Source organism: Haloprofundus sp. MHR1 (assembly GCF_005155585.1).
Lineage (GTDB): Archaea > Halobacteriota > Halobacteria > Halobacteriales > Haloferacaceae > Haloprofundus > Haloprofundus halophilus.
Genome location: NZ_CP039833.1, coordinates 643,016 through 658,042 on the forward strand (window position 1 = coordinate 643,016; position 15,027 = coordinate 658,042).

A 15,027-nucleotide genomic window follows, 5' to 3' on the forward strand; every position below is an offset into this window, starting at 1 on the left:
CCGGTCGCCGTCCGCCTCCACCGTCTGGCGTCAGTCGTCCGCTTCCGCCATCAGTCGTCCGCTTCCGCCATCAGTCGTCCGCCGGGTCGCCGACGACGCGGTCGAGGAAGGCGAACTGGTGGGCCAGCGCCTCCTCGAACGTCTCCCCGCCGTAGACGTCGAAGTGCCCCACCGGAAGTCGGAGGAACGTCCCGTTGGGGAGCTTCGACGCGGCGCTCTCGACGTCCGAGAGCGAGACGAGTTCGTCGTGTTCGCCCGCGACGACGAGCGTCGGACAGTGGACCTCGTCGGTTTTCGTCCCGGGTCGGTAGCCCGGAATCGAGAGGAACACCCGCGCGGGCGTCTCGTTCTCCCAGTCCGAGCCCGACGGCACGAGGTCAAAGAAGCCCGTCTTCGCGCCCGGTTCGTTGATGACGGCGAACTCCTCGGGGGTGCCGACGACGGGAACCGTCTTCGAGCGTCCGACGAACGAGAGGAGTTTGTCGGCGAGCGCCAGCGGCAGCGACTTGGCGGCGAACTTCAGGCCCTTGCCGAGCGTCATCGACCGGCCGTCGACGAACGGAACCTGCGAGACGACCGCCGCGACGTGCGGTTCGCCCGCCGCGACCTCCAGGACGTGACCGCCCGCGAACGACGACCCCCAGAGGACGAGTCGGTCCGCGTCGACGCCGTCTAACTCGTCGGCCCGTTCGATGGCCGCCCGCCAGTCGGCGATCTGCTTCGCGGGGCTGACCAGATTTCGCGGCATCCCCTCGCTGTCGCCGAAGTGGCGGTGGTCGAAGAGGAAGACGGCGTAGCCTCGCTCCGCGAACCGCTCGGCGTAGACGGGGAGGCCGAACTCGCGGTCGGAGCCGAACCCGGCCGCCATCAGAACCAGCGGCGGGTTCTTCGGTCGGTCCGGGCGGTACAACGTCCCGACGCAGCGCTCGTCGTCGCTGTCGAATCGGACGCTGACCGTCGAGAACTCGTAGCGGGAGGGACGACGCTGCTCGCCCGTCGTCGCGTCGACGCCTTCGCGGTGTCGCCACGCGCTCTCCTCTCGGCTCATCTGTCGCCTCCGGCGAACATCGACGGCTCCTCTTCGAGCGTGTCGAGGACGAGTTCCGAGAAGTCCTCGTCGGAGAGGTTGTACGAGAGGTAGTCCTCGAACCAGCCGGCTTCGACCCGCCAGCGACCCTGCACGTCGTCGTCGATTCGAATCGACGTCGCGCGGACCGGTTCGGGGCTCCACGCGCCCTCCCGCGCGAGGTCGATGAAGGCGGTCAGTGCCTGGCCGACTTCGCGGCGATTGACGTGGGCGGCGGGGAACGCCGTCATGTACGTCAGGTCGACGCCGCCGGTCTCGTCGACCCCGTCGTCGACGTCCACCGATTCGACGCTGATTCCGTTGCCCCGGAGTTCCTCCTCGATGACGCTCGGGTCGGTCATAGGACGGGATACGAGCGCGGGGGGCTAAACGCTTGCCGCGCGGACAGTTCGGTTCGGGGTAGAACCCGACCGGCGACTACGCCGACGGCGGCCGCTCCGTCGACCGCAGGTCGTCGGCGTCGAGCCCCAGGGAGCGACAGAGAAAGCCCCACTGCTCGGCCTGTTCGGTGACGTACATCGAGGTGGGTTTGCCGAGGCCGTGTCCCGCTTTCTCCTCGGTGCGGAGCAACACCGGTTCGTCGCCGGTGTTGGCCGCCTGCAGTCGCGCGGTCATCTTCCGGGCGTGGCTCGGGTGGACGCGGGTGTCGCCGGCCGCCGTCGTGAACAGCGTCGCCGGGTACTCGGTCCGCTCGACGTTGTGGTACGGCGAGTACGCGCGGATGTACTCGTAGTCGACGGGGTCGTCGGGGCTGCCGTACTCCGTCGTCCACGACGGACCGAGCAGGAAGTTGTGGAAGCGCAGCATGTCCAACAGCGGGACGAGACACAGCGCCGCGCCGAAGAGGTCCGGGCGTTGCGTGATGAGCGCACCGACGAGCAAGCCGCCGTTAGAGCCCCCGGAGACGGCGAGGCGGTCCGGGTTCGTGTACCGGCGCTCGACGAGGCCCTCGGCGACGGCGGTGGCGTCGTCGAACACGTTCTGTTTGTTCCCGCGTCGACCCGCCTCGTGCCACTGTTCCCCGAACTCCGCGCCGCCGCGCAGCGTCGCCGACACGTAGACGCCGCCCGCTTCGAGAAACGGGACGGCGAAACGGTTGAACGTCGGCGTGCGGTTGACTCGGAAGCCGCCGTAGCCCGTCAGAACCGTCGGATTGTCGCCGTCCAGGTCGAGGTCCGAGCGGTGGACGACGAACGCCGGGATGCGCGTGCCGTCGGCGGACTCGAACCACTCCTGTTTCACCTCAAGGTCGGCTTCGATTCCGACCTCGGGTTCGTCGAGCGTGCGCGTTTCCTCGGTTTCGAGGTCCGCACAGCAGACCCGCGGCGGTCGTTCGAACGACTCGACGGTGTAGAACAGCTCGCCGTTCCACGCGTACGTCCCGGCGACGGCGGCGTACTCGGGGAGGTCGATGCGACCGACGCGCTCGCCGTCGCGGGTGAACGTCGACAGCGCCGAGTGCGCGTTTCGGTGGTAGTGGGCGACGATTCGGTCGTCGCCGAGGGCGATGTCGCGGAGAATCTCCTTGTGTTCGGGGACGACGACGTCCATCTCGTCGGGGTGTGCGTCGCCAGAGAGCGCCGTCTCCACGTCGCAGCCGAGCAGTCGGGAACGCGGCGCGTCGAAGTCGGTGAGCAAGTAGAGGTAGCCGTCGCGGAGCGTCGGCTCGAACGTCGCGTCGAACTCCGTGACGACGGGGACGAGGTCCACCGGTTCGGTGCGTCCGGCGTCCGGCGTCTCGTCGAGCGCGTACACCTCGGAGCGGTCCCAGCCCTCGTAGTACTGGACGACGAGGACGTCGTCGTCGGTTTCGAGCACGGGCCAGACCTGCTCTTCGAAGTCGTCGACGACGAGCGCGTCGGTGTCGCTCGGCGACCCGAGCACGTGGTGTCTGATCTCTTTGTCGAGTTGTCGGACGCCGTCTCCCTCTCGGGTGCCGGTAGAGACGTAGTAGAAGCCGTCGGCGGTCCACGCGAAACCGGTCGCGGAGATGCGCCCGACGCCGACGAGTTCGTCGACCAGGTCGCCGGAGACGACGTCGATGATACGAACGTCGTACTGCTCGTCGCCGCCGGTAGCGACGCCGTAGGCGAGGAACTCGCCGTCGGGGTGCGGGACGAACCAGTCCATCGAGACGGTGCCGTCGTCGGACCACTCGTTGGGGTCGACGAGCGTCCGTCGGTCGCCGTCGAGCGAGTCCCGGACGCACAACACCGGCTGTTCGTCGTCGTGGGCTTTCACGCGCTGGAAGTAGCGGCCGGCCGCGGGCCGCACCGCCTCGTAGTCGGTGACGCGAGCGAGTTCGTCGAACCGCGCTTCGAGAACGCGTCTCGCCGGAACGTCCAGCATAGACTCGGCGTAGGCGTTCTGTCGTTCGACCCACTCGCTGACTTCGGCAGACTCGGCTTCCAACCAGCGGTAGGGGTCGGTAACCTCCTCGCCGTGGAGGGTGTCGACCACCTCACGGCGCGGCGTCTGCGGAGGTTCGTGCATACTTCGCGGTTGCGGACGCTCGTTATATAACTGTGGGCGTCGGTGATTCTCCGCCGGGGCCGGCGCGTACTGCGGTTCGACGCGTTCGAGCGGCCGTTTCGTCGCGCCCTCGTCGGCGGCCCGTCGGCGGCTCGTCGGCAACTCGTTCGACGGCGGGCGGCCTTCGAATAATAACGATTAATAGCTCAAGGGCAGTGAGTTAATACATGACCGTCGTCAGCGTCTCCATGCCGGAGGAACTGTTGGCACGCATCGACGCGTTCGCCGAGGACCACGGCTACACCGGTCGCAGCGAGGTCGTCCGCGAAGCCTCCCGCAACCTCCTCGGCGAGTTCGAGGACACGCGCTTGGAAGACCGCGAACTCATGGGCGTCGTCACCGTCGTCTTCGACTACGAGACGACGAGCGTCGAAGAGCGGATGATGCATCTGCGCCACGAACACGAGAGTCTCGTCGCCTCGAACTTCCACAGCCACGTCGGCGCGCACTACTGCATGGAACTGTTCGTCCTCGAAGGGACGCTCGAAGAGATTTCGACGTTCGTCGGCAAGGTCCGCGCGACCAGAGACACGCTCTCCGTCGACTACTCGGTGATGCCCGTCGACAAGTTCGGCCCGCTGGCCGACGTCGAGTGAGGCGGTCGCTTTCCTGCGCGGTGTCCGGTCGCGGTAGTGAGGCGGTTGCGGTAGAGAGCCGACCGCGTCGCAGCGATGTTACGGCCGGCCCTCTGCGTTTCTGACGTCCCCGCCGTCGGCGGTGGCCTCGGTCGCCGTCTCGGAGCGCCGGGGGGCGACCCGGTCGCCGACGACGGCGACAGCGTAGAGGCCGATGGCGACGAGGACGATGGCCCCGCCGGCGGCGACGCCGTACTGGTAGGAGGCCGCGAGGCCGAGGAGGACGGCCAGTTCGCCGACGACGACGGCGACGAGCACCGACTCGCGGAAGCTGCGGGCGACCTGCGCCGCGGCGGCGACGGGGACGACGAGCATCGCCGCGACGAGGATGACGCCCATAATCTGCATGGCGGCGACGACCACGAGCGCCGTCAGCATCACCATCAGGCGGTTGTACAGCGGGACGTTCACCCGGGCGACGCGTGCGGCCGTCTCGTCGAACGTGACGAACAGGAGCTGTTTGTACGTCAGGCCGACGACGCCGACGACGAGCGCGCTGAGCAACAGCAGCACCGAGGCGTTCTCCAGCGTCACCGTCGAGAGACTGCCGAAGAGGTACTGGCTGATACCGACGGCGATACCGCCGTCGGTGAGGCTGATGACGACCGTTCCGAGCGCGAAGCCGCCCGAGAGGACGATGGCCATCGAGACGTCGCCGTAAGCGTCGGTGTAGTCGGCGATGAGTTCGATGAGTAGCGCCGAGAGGACGGCGACGACGAGCGCCGTCACGTACGGCGAGACGCCGATTTCGAACGCCGACCCGAGAAACAGCCCGATAGCGACGCCCGCGAAGGCGGTGTGCGCCAGCGTGTCGCCGATGAACGCCATCTCGCGGTGGACGAGGAAACTGCCGACGAGCGGCGCGACGACGCCGACGCAGAGGCCGGCGACGAACGCCTGTTGCATGAACTGATAGCAGAGAATCTCGAAACCGAGCGGTCGCGTCGCCGCGCACATCCCGTCGCCGAACAGCTGCACTAACCGGTTCACGAACTCCAAGAGGAGCACGGTCGAACTCTGTGGGAGCAGCGCGGCGGTCATGGTTGCAAGCGGGTGCTGTCGTGGCTGTGGTCGTGGGTGCTGTCGTGGGCGTGGTCGTGGCTGTGGTCGTGTTCCAGCATCCGCTGGTTCGCGCCGTACGCCCGCGAGAGTGCGTCGCTCTCGGCGAAGCCCGAAGGCTCGCCGTGGAAGAACAGCCGACGGTTCAGGCAGGCGACGGTGGTCGCGTGCTCGGTGACGACGCCGATGTCGTGTTCGATGAGCACGACGGTCAGGCCGTCATCGTTAAGGTCCCGGAGGAGGTCGTAGAACGCCTCTCTGGAGTCGGCGTCGACGCCGACGGCGGGTTCGTCCAGCGCGAGCAGGTCCGCCTCTCCCGCGAGCGCGCGAGCGATGAACACGCGCTGTCGCTGCCCGCCCGAGAGGTGCGCGAGACGGCGGTCGGCGAGCTCGGCGACGCCGACGGTGTCGAGCGCGTCGGCGACGATGCGGCGGTCTTCCGCGCCGAGTCGACCGAAGCCGACGTGGGGGTAGCGACCCATCTCGACGACTTCGCGGACGGTGATGGGCATCTCCGTCGCGGCGTTGGCGACGTCCTGGGCGACGTAGCCGAGGCGCTCCCCCGCGTCGAACGACCGCGCGGACTCGCCGAACAGTTCGACGGTCCCCGCGTCGGGGCTGGCGAGTCCGAGCATCAGTCGCAGGAGCGTGCTCTTACCGGAGCCGTTCGGCCCGACGAGGCCGAGGAACTCGCCCTCCTCGACGCTGAGCGACACGTCTTCGACGACCGGCGTGTCGGTGTAGCCGAACGTGACGTCGGATAGCTCGATTGCGGTCATACGTTACTGGCGTCCGTCCCCTCGGTGGCAATCGTCTCTGCGTTCACCCGTCTCTCCATCTCTGCGTTCACCCGTCTCTCCGTCCGCTCCGACGGTGCCGCGGGTGAGGCGTCTGACGGAACGGCCGTGTCGACCGGCGTTCATTCTGCCCCGAGTGCGGTCTCGAGGCTTCCGAGGTTCACCTCTCGCATCACCTCGACGTACCCCCACCCCTTCTCGTTCCACTCCTCGGTCACGCCCGGAATCGACGTGACCGGGAGGGTATCCTCGGCGTCGGTCTCTTCGACCAGCTGTCGAGCGGCGCGGTCGGACTCGAACACGGGCGCGAAGACGTGCGTGATACCGTGCTCCTCGACGAGCCCCTGTGCCCGTGTGATGTCCTGCGCCGACGGTTGGTCGTCGGGCGAGAGGCCGGTCAGCGCGTGGACGTGGAACCCGTAGCGGTCGTCGAGATACTGGAGCGCGTTGTGTCCGGCGACGAGGACGTCGTCGCGCTGTCGTCCCGACAGCCTCTCCTCGAACGTCGCGTCGAGTTCTTCGAGCGTCTGAACGTAAGCGTCGGCGTTCTCGGCGTAGACGTTGGCGTTCGACTCGTCGAACTCGGCGAAGCCGTCTCTGATGGTCTCGACTGCAGTCGCCGCGCGCGTGGGGTCCAGCCAGAAGTGGGGGTCCGCATCGCTGTGCTCGTGTTCGCGGCCGCCACTGTCCTCGGACTCGTTGTGATGCTCCTCTTCGTGAGTTTCGTTCTGATGCGCTTCGTCGCCGTGGTCGTCGCCGTCGCTCGGAGCACCGAGCAAGTCGACCCCATGACGCGCTTCGATGACAGCCACGTCGCTCTCTGCGTCTTCGAGGTTCGTGACGACGTTGTCCGCCCACGGCTGGAACCCCTCGCCCATGTAGACGAACGCGTCCGACTGCAACACCGTTCGCTGGAGGTCCGGTCCGGGTTCCCATCCGTGGCCGTGCTGGCCGAACGGAACGAGGTTCTCGACGGCGGCCGCGTCGCCGGCGACGCTCGACGCGAAATCCGAGAGGACGAAGAAAGACGCCTGCGCCGTCGGCTCGTCCTCCCCGTTCGCCCCGCTGGACCCCCCGCTCGCGTTCGTATCCGTACACCCGGCGAGTGCCGCGGTCAGGAGCCCGGCGCCCATCCCCAGGACATCTCTGCGGTTGTGAAGACTCATGCTCTGGTTACTAATCCGCCCTCTCTGGTTAATAAGTTCTACTATCCAGTTGTGAACTGTTGTTAGCTGGTGGCGAAAGTGTATGAGAAGAGGGGCGGAGAACGACGCGACGAGGACCGAGCCGACACTGTTGGGCGGGAAAGAATCGACACCGGCGACGGACTCTCGGTGACCAGCGAGACATCCGGAGGTAACTACCGAGAGGAGTGCACACACGAGAGGGAGTCGAAGAGGAGGAGCCGCTCGTCTACCGACCGAACATCTGGCGCATCATCGGATGCATCTCCATGAGCTGCTCCTCGGCGATCTCCTCGTACAGTTTGTACGTGATGGAGACCGTCAGCAGCAGACCCGTCCCGGAGACCTGGCCGATGGTACCGAGCATGTTCGCCATGACGGCGAGCAGGCCGACGAGCGCGCCGCCGATGACCGTCACCTGCGGGATGTAGCGCTCCATCACTTTCTCTATGACCTGCGGGTTACGACGGAAGCCGGGAATCTGCATCCCGGAGTTCTGAATCTGTCGCGCCGTCGACTCCGGGCCCATCCCGGTCGTCTCGACCCAGAAGATGGCGAATATCGCGCCGCCGATGACCATGAACGTCAGGTCGATGGCGACCCGGATGAGAATCTGCCACGGCTCCGCCGCCGTCCCGGCGAGGAACCAGAGCCAGTCCTGCGGGGCCTGAATCGGCGCGAAGTAGTAGAACAGTCCGCCTACGGGCTGTCCGTCGGAGCCGTACTGACCGAGCCACGGCATCGACGTCCCGAACAGCGTAATCGCGTTAGCGCCGGCGGGACTCTGCGAGTAGAGGATGCGGCCGAGGAACTGGATGTTCGCCTGCAGCGCGCGGACGAGAATCATCGGCAGGACGGACGCGTAGATGAGCTTCACGGGGAAGCGCCCGCGAGCGCCCTTCACGCGGGCGTGGCTGAGCGGAATCTCGACGCGGACGGATTCGGCGTAGACGACGATGGCGAAGATGAGCACCGTCGTGAACAAGGCGAGAATCTGTCCCGGTTGGAACAGTAGCGCCTGGATACCCGCACCGGTGAGTAACTGACCGTCGGCCAGTTGCTGCGAGCCGGTGAGGATACCGATCCACGTCGGGATGAAGCCGGGCGCGCCGCCGAGCGACGGCCACGCGAACAGCCCGCCGACGAGCTGCTGGCTCACGCCGGCGATGATGAACAGCCCGACACCGGAGCCGACGCCCCACTTGCTCACGATCTCGTCCATGAACAGGATGAGGACGCCGCCGACGAAGATCTGGGCGAACAGCAGCGTTCTCACGCCGGTCGCCGAGATTCCGAGCGCCTCGGCGACGGCCTGACTCGGCGGGAGGAAGTTCCCGGCGAACACCATCGGGATGCCCGTCAGACAGATCATCACGACGACGAGGAACTTCTGCAGTCCCTGATAGAGGATCTGGTCGCGCGGGTCGTTCGTGTCGAGTCCCAGCAGGTCCGCACCACCGAGCAACTGGAGGACGATGCTCGCGGTGACGATGGGACCGATACCCAACTGTAGAATCGACCCCTGCGCCCCGGCGAGGATAGACCGGAAGCGTCCGAACAGGTCGCTTTGCGTCGAAACGTCTAACCCGAAGAGGGTGACGTTCGTGAGGAAGAAGTACAACACGAGAATCCCGGCGGTCCAGCCGAGCTTGCGCCGGAAGGGTACGTGCCCCTCCGGACGCTCGACTGCGGGCATCCGCGTTAAAACTGGTTCGGCCGTCTCTTTCCAACCCATATACCGGCTACTTCGCATCGGGATTTGTATGTTCTTCGCTTTTGTTGCCGGTCGGTTGTGGACTGGTATCATCGGCCGAGTAACGAGAATCAGACGCCGAAATCGGTAGACTGGAAGCCGTTCGCCGAGTCGTTCGCCGAACTACGGGAGGCGAGTCGACCCGTCAGCGACGCACGCCCCCGATACCGAGTGAATTCGACCGAACGGTAGTCGTCGTCTGCGCTCGGCGGGATGTACCGGTGTCTCCTACCGAGAGTACTGCACTCGGGGCGTTACATTCGGAACTCTACATTCGAAATACTGCAATTGGAACACCACGTCCGGAACACCACGTCCGGAACACCGTACTCGGAGCGCGGTTTCGCGACCGCGTCGACGAACGGCGACGACCTCGGTGACGCTCAGGCTCTGCGACCGCCGTCACCCCTCGAACCGAGTGAAACGCTTCACGAGCGCACCACGACTGTAGCCGAAACAGTACCGGGTTCTCGCGTATACTATATATTTATCTATACAAGCAAAAACAACAACAGAAATTTTCACAGTTCGCCGACTCGAACCGCAAAACAGAGGTTTTTCTCATCACCGTGACAGTGTGGGGCACGGAGTATATATACGAACGGCGTTCGCTCGGGTTCTCGACGACTCTCCCACCCCCCTCACCCACCATTTCACTCGGTACGGGGGGTGGGGGATTACCGCTCCCGCGGCTTCCGACTCGGACGGCGTTCCCGTGCCGTCGTTTGGAATGGGTCGAACTTCACTCGGTACGAGGTCGGCAGTTTTATCTCACTGCCGTGTAGCTACGTGAGTCGATGACCGACTCGGAGGCCGGAGGACGAGAGCGTCGTGACCGGAGACGACGAGGCGGTGAGTACGACGCCGACCTCCGGTCGTACGCGACGAGCGAAGATACGGAGACGAGCGAAGATACGGAGACGAGCGAAGATACGGAGACGAGCGAAGATACGGAGACGAGCGAAGATACGGAGACGAGCAAAGGTGTAGAAACCGCTAGAACTGACACACCCACCGCAGTGACGACCGACGGCGGGGACCCGCGTCGAGACGACGACTCGTACGGGGACCCGTTCGCAGTCGGTTCCATCTTCGCGCGCGAGGAACTGCTCCGCGTCGGCTACGTTCCCGACCGGGACCGCATCATCGGCCGCGACGACGAGATTCGCGCGGTCGGGAAGGCGCTCGGTCCGGCCGTCAGGGGCGGTCCGCCGCGAAACCTCCTCCTCTACGGCAAGACGGGCACCGGAAAGTCGCTCGTCTCCAAGCACATGGCCCGCGAGGCGGGCGCGCGCGCCGGCGAGAACGGCGTCGACCTCATCTACCAGTACGTCGACTGCTCGAACGACGACACCGAGACGCGGGCGGCCCGCGAACTCGCGCTCGGCGTGCGCGACACGCTCGAACCGGACCTCTCGATTCCGCGGAAGGGAATCGGCGCGGCCGAGTACTTCAGACACGTCTGGGACCTGCTCGACGACCACGACGTGCGCTCGCTCATCGTCATCTTGGACGAGGTGGACAAACTCGACGGCGACGACGACATCCTGATGACGCTCTCGCGCGCCGAGGAGTCGGGTAAGACCGACTCGTACGTCGGCATCATCGCTATCAGCAACAAGATCCAGTACCGCGAGTCCATGGGCGAGCGCGTCGACTCCTCGCTGCAGGACCGCGAGTTCGTCTTCCACCCCTACGACGCGACGCAACTGCGACAGATACTCGAAAACCGGCGCGACGCTTTCCAACCGGACGTGCTCTCGGCGGACGTCATCCCGAAGGTCGCCGCGCTGGCCGCCCGCGAACACGGCGACGCGCGGAAGGCGATCGACATCCTCCGCTACGCGGGCGCGATAGCCGAGGAGTCCGACAGTGCGCAGGTGCTCGAAGAGCACATCGACAGCGCGATGGAGCGCGCGGAGGCCGACCGATTCGCCGAACTCGTCTCCGGCAGCACGCCCCACGTGAAGTTCATCCTCGTCGCGCTCGCGTCGCTGACGATACACCGCGACGAGGAGGAGTTCGCCAAACAGGACATCTACTCGACGTACAAGCGGGTCTGCGCGAACGAGGGCTCCGACCCCATCTCGTGGGACCGCGTCTCCCGCCTGCTGAAAGAGCAGTCGTTTCTCGGCATCACCGAGAGTCGCCACACCGGCGGCGGCTACGAGAAGGGAAGTTACCGCGTCCACTCGTTGAACCGCGATCCCGAAATCGTACTGAAGGCACTAGACTCGGGCTCTGAACTGTAGTCGGACGCTTCGTCGCTCCCGCACCGAAACGAAGCGTGTTGGCGTCGCCGCTCCGTTTCGGTACTGGCGTTCTGTTCCAGTACTGGTAGTTTGCCTCGATACTAACGCTCTGTTCCAGTACTAGCAGTTTGCCTCAGTTCTGACGCTTTGTTCCGACGCTCTGCTCCGGTACCGCCGCTTCGCTCCGGCGAACCTCGCGGCGTCGAACGAAACGAGAAAAGAGGGAGCGAGAAAAGAAGAAACGAGACGAAGAGAAGAATCGGAGAGTCGCTACGGCGCTGCTATCTCAGCACTCCGACCAGCCGCAGGACTCGCACGTCTTGCAGCCTTCCGAGAAGTACAGCGTCAGGTTGCCGCACTCGGGGCACTCGGGGCTCTCGCCCGCGGCCAAGAGGTCGTCCATCGCGTCCGACTTCGAACCGTCGGAAGGTGAAACCGACGCGCCGCCGTCCGGTTCGGGAGCCTCTTCGGCGTCCGCTTTCGCGTCGGCGTCCGTCGCCTCTTCTTCGATCTCGGTGAGGCTCTTCTGCTTGGGGTACGGCTTCTCGATCTCGCCGTCGAGGTAGCGCCGCATCGCCACGCCGATGGCGTCCGGGATGGAGTTGATCTGCTCGCCTTTGTCCCAGGCGACTTTCGGACTGCGGATGCCCTGCAGATCGGCGGCGATCTCGCGCGGGTCGACGCCCGAGCGCAGCGAGTAGCTGATGACTTTCGCCAACGCCTCGGTGAAGGAGTTGGTGAAGCCGCCGGAGTTTCCGATGGTGGCGAACAGTTCGAACGGTTCGCCGTCCTCGTCCTCGTTGATGTTGACGTAGAGTTTCCCGTAGCCGGTGTCGATGCGCTGGGTGATGCCGTGGAGCACGTCCGGACGCGGACGCTCCTGCGCGTAGGCGCGACCCTCGCGGGTCGCCTCCACGAACGCCTCGACGTCCCCGCCGAGGGCCTCGCGGACGCCCTCGTTTTCGAGGAACGCGTCGAGTCCACCGAACGCCTCCCGAATCTGGTCGGCGATGACCTCCGCGGCTTCGTCCTCGTCGGCGAACTCCGCGTTGTCGGCGCGCGTCGTCAGCACCTGCTTCGAGCGGGTGCCGTCGCGGTAGACGGTGACGCCCTTCCCGCCGTGGTCGTAGATGTACCTGTAGACTTCGTCCATGTCCTCCTTCGACGCGGAGTTCGGGAAGTTGCAGGTCTTCGAGATGGCGGAGTCGACGCCCTGCTGGCAGGCGCACTGAACCGCGGCGTGGTCCTTGCCGGAGAGGTCGGCGGTGACGACGAACAGTTCGGAGATGGCGTCCGGAACCGTCGACAGCGAGTCGACGCCGTCGAACTCGTTGTTCGCCATCTGCTCTTGCGCCTCGCGTTTAACTTCGTCGACGTCGATGTCGTTTGCCTCGAGCACGCGCAGGAAGTAGTCGTCGAACTCGACGAGCATCTCGTCGCCCTGGACGTCGTCGGAGACGTTCTTGTAGTAGGCGACGTTGTAGATGGGCTCGCAGCCGCCGGTCGTGTTGCCGACCATCGACGTGGTGCCCGTCGGGGCGATGGTCGTCGTGTTGTGGTTGCGGACGGGGAAGCCGTCTGCCCACTCGTCGGCGTCGAGGCCCGTGTGGTGCTCGAACCACTGGCGGTACTCGGTCGGGTCGGCGTACTTCGAGTCGTCCCAGTCGTCGAACGAACCGCGCTCCTCGGCGAGTTCGTGCGACGCCCACTTCGACTGGTGGTTCATGTGGGTCATCAGCTGGCTCGCGACCTCGTTGCCCGCGTCGGAGCCGTAGCGGATGCCGAGTTGGATGTACAACTGGGCGAGGCCCATGACGCCGAGGCCGATCTTGCGCATCTCGCGCACCTTCTGCTCGATCTTCTCGACGGGGAAGTCAGACATCGTGACGACGTTCTCGAGGAAGCGCGTCCCGAGGTCGATGCGGCGGTCGAACTCCTCGAAGTCGATGGCCTCCGCGAGGAACGCCTCGACGGCTTCCTGGTGGGAGTCGTACTCGTCGAGGTGCTCGTCGGACCAGACGCGCCAGTCGGGCGCATCGAGCGACGCCAGCGTCGAGAGGTTGATGTGGCCGAGGTTGCACGCCTCGTACTCCTCGAGCGGCTGCTCGCCGCACGGGTTCGTCGCGAGGATGCGGTGGTCGGGGTGTTTCTCGACGTCGAAGGAGTGCTGTTTGTTGACGCGTTCGAGGTAGATGATGCCCGGTTCGCCGTTCTCGTGGGCGCCGGAGACGATGTGGTCCCAGAGCTCGGCGGCCGGAATCGAGAGCACCTCGCCGACTTCGACGTGCTCGCCGAGGCCGAACATCTCGTACAGCTCCTTCGTCTCGGGCGTGGCGACGTGCGGTTCCTCGGTTCGAGGATTGGTGAAGACGAACTCCTCGTCGTCGTACAGCGCCTCCATGAAGTCGTCGGTGACGCCGACGGAGATGTTGAAGTTCGAGAGGTGGCCCTCGACGGCGTTGCGGAGGTGTTTGGGAACCCGACCCTCCTCGTCGATGAGCTCGCGCGCCTCGTCGAGCGCGTCGGCGAACTTCGTGTGCGTGTAGTCGTCGGGGTCGTTGAGGCGGAGCGAGTGCGCCAGCGAGACGTCCTTGTTCTTCGCGTGGATGAACTGGATAACGTCGGGGTGGCTGACGCGCATGACGCCCATCTGCGCGCCGCGGCGCGCGCCGCCCTGCGCGATGGTCTCGCACATCTGGTCGTACGTCCGCATGAACGTGATGGGGCCGGAGGCGATGCCGCCGGTGGAGCCGACCGCGTCGCCGTACGGGCGGAGCTTCCAGAACGCGTAGCCCATCCCGCCGCCGGATTGGAACACCTCGGCGGCTTCCTTCATCGTCTGGTGGATGTCGGTGATGTCGTCGCCCGGCGAGTCGACGAAACACGCCGAGAGCTGCTGGAGCTCGTCGCCGGCGTTCATCAGCGTCGGCGAGTTCGGGATGAAGGAGAGCTGCTCCATCAGGCTCTGGAACTGCTCGCGCCGAGCTTCGACGGTCGACCGAACCGCCTCGGGGAGTTCGGGAACGACGGTGTCGTAGGCGAACTTGTTGACGTTGTAGACGGAGAGCGTCGTCTCCGCGTCGCTGTCGGCGGTGACGCCCTTGCCGAACACCTCGGCGGCGAGTTCGTCGCGGCGCGGGTGGTCCGGCTTCAACTGGTCGGGCGTGACCGTCACCGACTCGCCTGCCCGCTCGGCCTCGTAGACGGCCTCCGCGAGCGCGATGTTCTTCGCGACGCGGGCGAACAGTTCCCCCTGCGTCTCGGTGAGGTTGCCGTCGGCGTCCTTGCGGAGATACCGCGCTGGCAGGATGTTGTTGTACGCGTTCGAGGTCATCCGCGCTTCGAGGGTGTCGCCCTCGGTGCGTTTGACCGGAAGTACGAGTTCGTCCGCGCTCAAGTTGGCGTTACTCATCTGTCGCTCTCTCCTCCGTTCGTGGGCGTGTAAGTGGCTGCGTATAGGGCATGTTGTCGACTCCGGCTCGTCATCTATGACGGAACGTTTGATACGGCAGTGACCCATTAATGCTTTCGAAGCCGGGTATTACCAACTAAATGACTTATGTGATATGTGAGTGTTCCGTCGGCTCGACTCGCCTTCACTCGCCTATCGAGTCGGCGACGACATAACGATGTGCAGAGTGTGGTGAAAGTGATTATCAGGTGCTCCGAACCACCAGCGGGCGCGGCGATGTCCAGCGGAACAGAAGGGGGGTTTCGGGCGTCGCCTC

At 65.5% G+C, this 15,027-nt stretch carries 10 protein-coding genes; 2 read left to right on the forward strand and 8 right to left on the reverse strand.

Translation table 11 applies throughout. The annotated features are described in order from the left end of the window. Positions 1 to 70: 70 nt before the first annotated feature. The 3 genes from FCF25_RS03190 to FCF25_RS03200 all read right to left on the reverse strand — a co-directional run bounded on the left by FCF25_RS03190 (position 71) and on the right by FCF25_RS03200 (position 3,580). Entirely contained in the window at positions 71 to 1,048 is a 978-nt protein-coding gene (locus tag FCF25_RS03190; protein WP_137047303.1) for an alpha/beta hydrolase, read from the reverse strand. Next, on the reverse strand, positions 1,045 to 1,428 hold the full coding sequence (locus FCF25_RS03195) for a hypothetical protein (protein ID WP_117594729.1): 384 nt from the start codon (positions 1,426 to 1,428) through the stop codon (positions 1,045 to 1,047). Before FCF25_RS03195 ends, FCF25_RS03190 begins: the two co-directional genes overlap by 4 nt. A gap of 76 nt (positions 1,429 to 1,504) precedes the next feature. Continuing rightward, positions 1,505 to 3,580: a prolyl oligopeptidase family protein gene (locus tag FCF25_RS03200; protein WP_137047304.1), complete on the reverse strand. Its 2,076-nt coding sequence runs from the start codon at positions 3,578 to 3,580 to the stop codon at positions 1,505 to 1,507. Between the two features lie 206 nt (positions 3,581 to 3,786). On the opposite strand from FCF25_RS03200, the gene FCF25_RS03205 reads away from it, so the two are divergent. Further along, positions 3,787 to 4,215, forward strand: a complete 429-nt coding sequence (locus tag FCF25_RS03205; protein WP_117594730.1) for a CopG family ribbon-helix-helix protein — start codon at positions 3,787 to 3,789, stop codon at positions 4,213 to 4,215. A 78-nt stretch (positions 4,216 to 4,293) separates the two neighbouring features. On the opposite strand, the gene FCF25_RS03210 is transcribed toward FCF25_RS03205, so the two are convergent. From FCF25_RS03210 to secY, 4 genes are all read right to left on the reverse strand, one after another. Further along, the gene (locus tag FCF25_RS03210; RefSeq protein ID WP_137047305.1) at positions 4,294 to 5,295 is read right to left on the reverse strand and encodes a metal ABC transporter permease; all 1,002 of its coding nucleotides are present in this window, start codon (positions 5,293 to 5,295) and stop codon (positions 4,294 to 4,296) included. After that, positions 5,292 to 6,092, reverse strand: coding sequence for a metal ABC transporter ATP-binding protein (locus FCF25_RS03215; RefSeq protein ID WP_137047306.1), 801 nt, complete (start codon positions 6,090 to 6,092; stop codon positions 5,292 to 5,294). The genes FCF25_RS03210 and FCF25_RS03215 overlap by 4 nt, the downstream gene beginning before the upstream one ends. Positions 6,093 to 6,232: 140 nt before the next feature. Continuing rightward, complete coding sequence (locus FCF25_RS03220) at positions 6,233 to 7,276, reverse strand: metal ABC transporter substrate-binding protein (protein ID WP_137047307.1); 1,044 nt, start codon at positions 7,274 to 7,276, stop codon at positions 6,233 to 6,235. Positions 7,277 to 7,523: 247 nt separating this feature from the next. Next, a complete protein-coding gene (secY, locus tag FCF25_RS03225; RefSeq protein ID WP_137047308.1) occupies positions 7,524 to 9,029 on the reverse strand; it encodes a preprotein translocase subunit SecY in 1,506 nt (501 codons plus the stop codon). 815 nt (positions 9,030 to 9,844) lie between these two features. Between secY and FCF25_RS03230 the strand changes: the two genes are divergently transcribed. After that, a complete protein-coding gene (locus tag FCF25_RS03230) occupies positions 9,845 to 11,299 on the forward strand; it encodes a Cdc6/Cdc18 family protein (protein WP_217353090.1) in 1,455 nt (484 codons plus the stop codon). A 286-nt stretch (positions 11,300 to 11,585) separates the two neighbouring features. Here the strand turns inward: FCF25_RS03230 and FCF25_RS03235 are convergent, their stop codons facing one another. Further along, complete coding sequence (locus FCF25_RS03235) at positions 11,586 to 14,711, reverse strand: adenosylcobalamin-dependent ribonucleoside-diphosphate reductase (RefSeq protein ID WP_137047309.1); 3,126 nt, start codon at positions 14,709 to 14,711, stop codon at positions 11,586 to 11,588. Between the last annotated feature and the right edge of the window lie 316 nt (positions 14,712 to 15,027).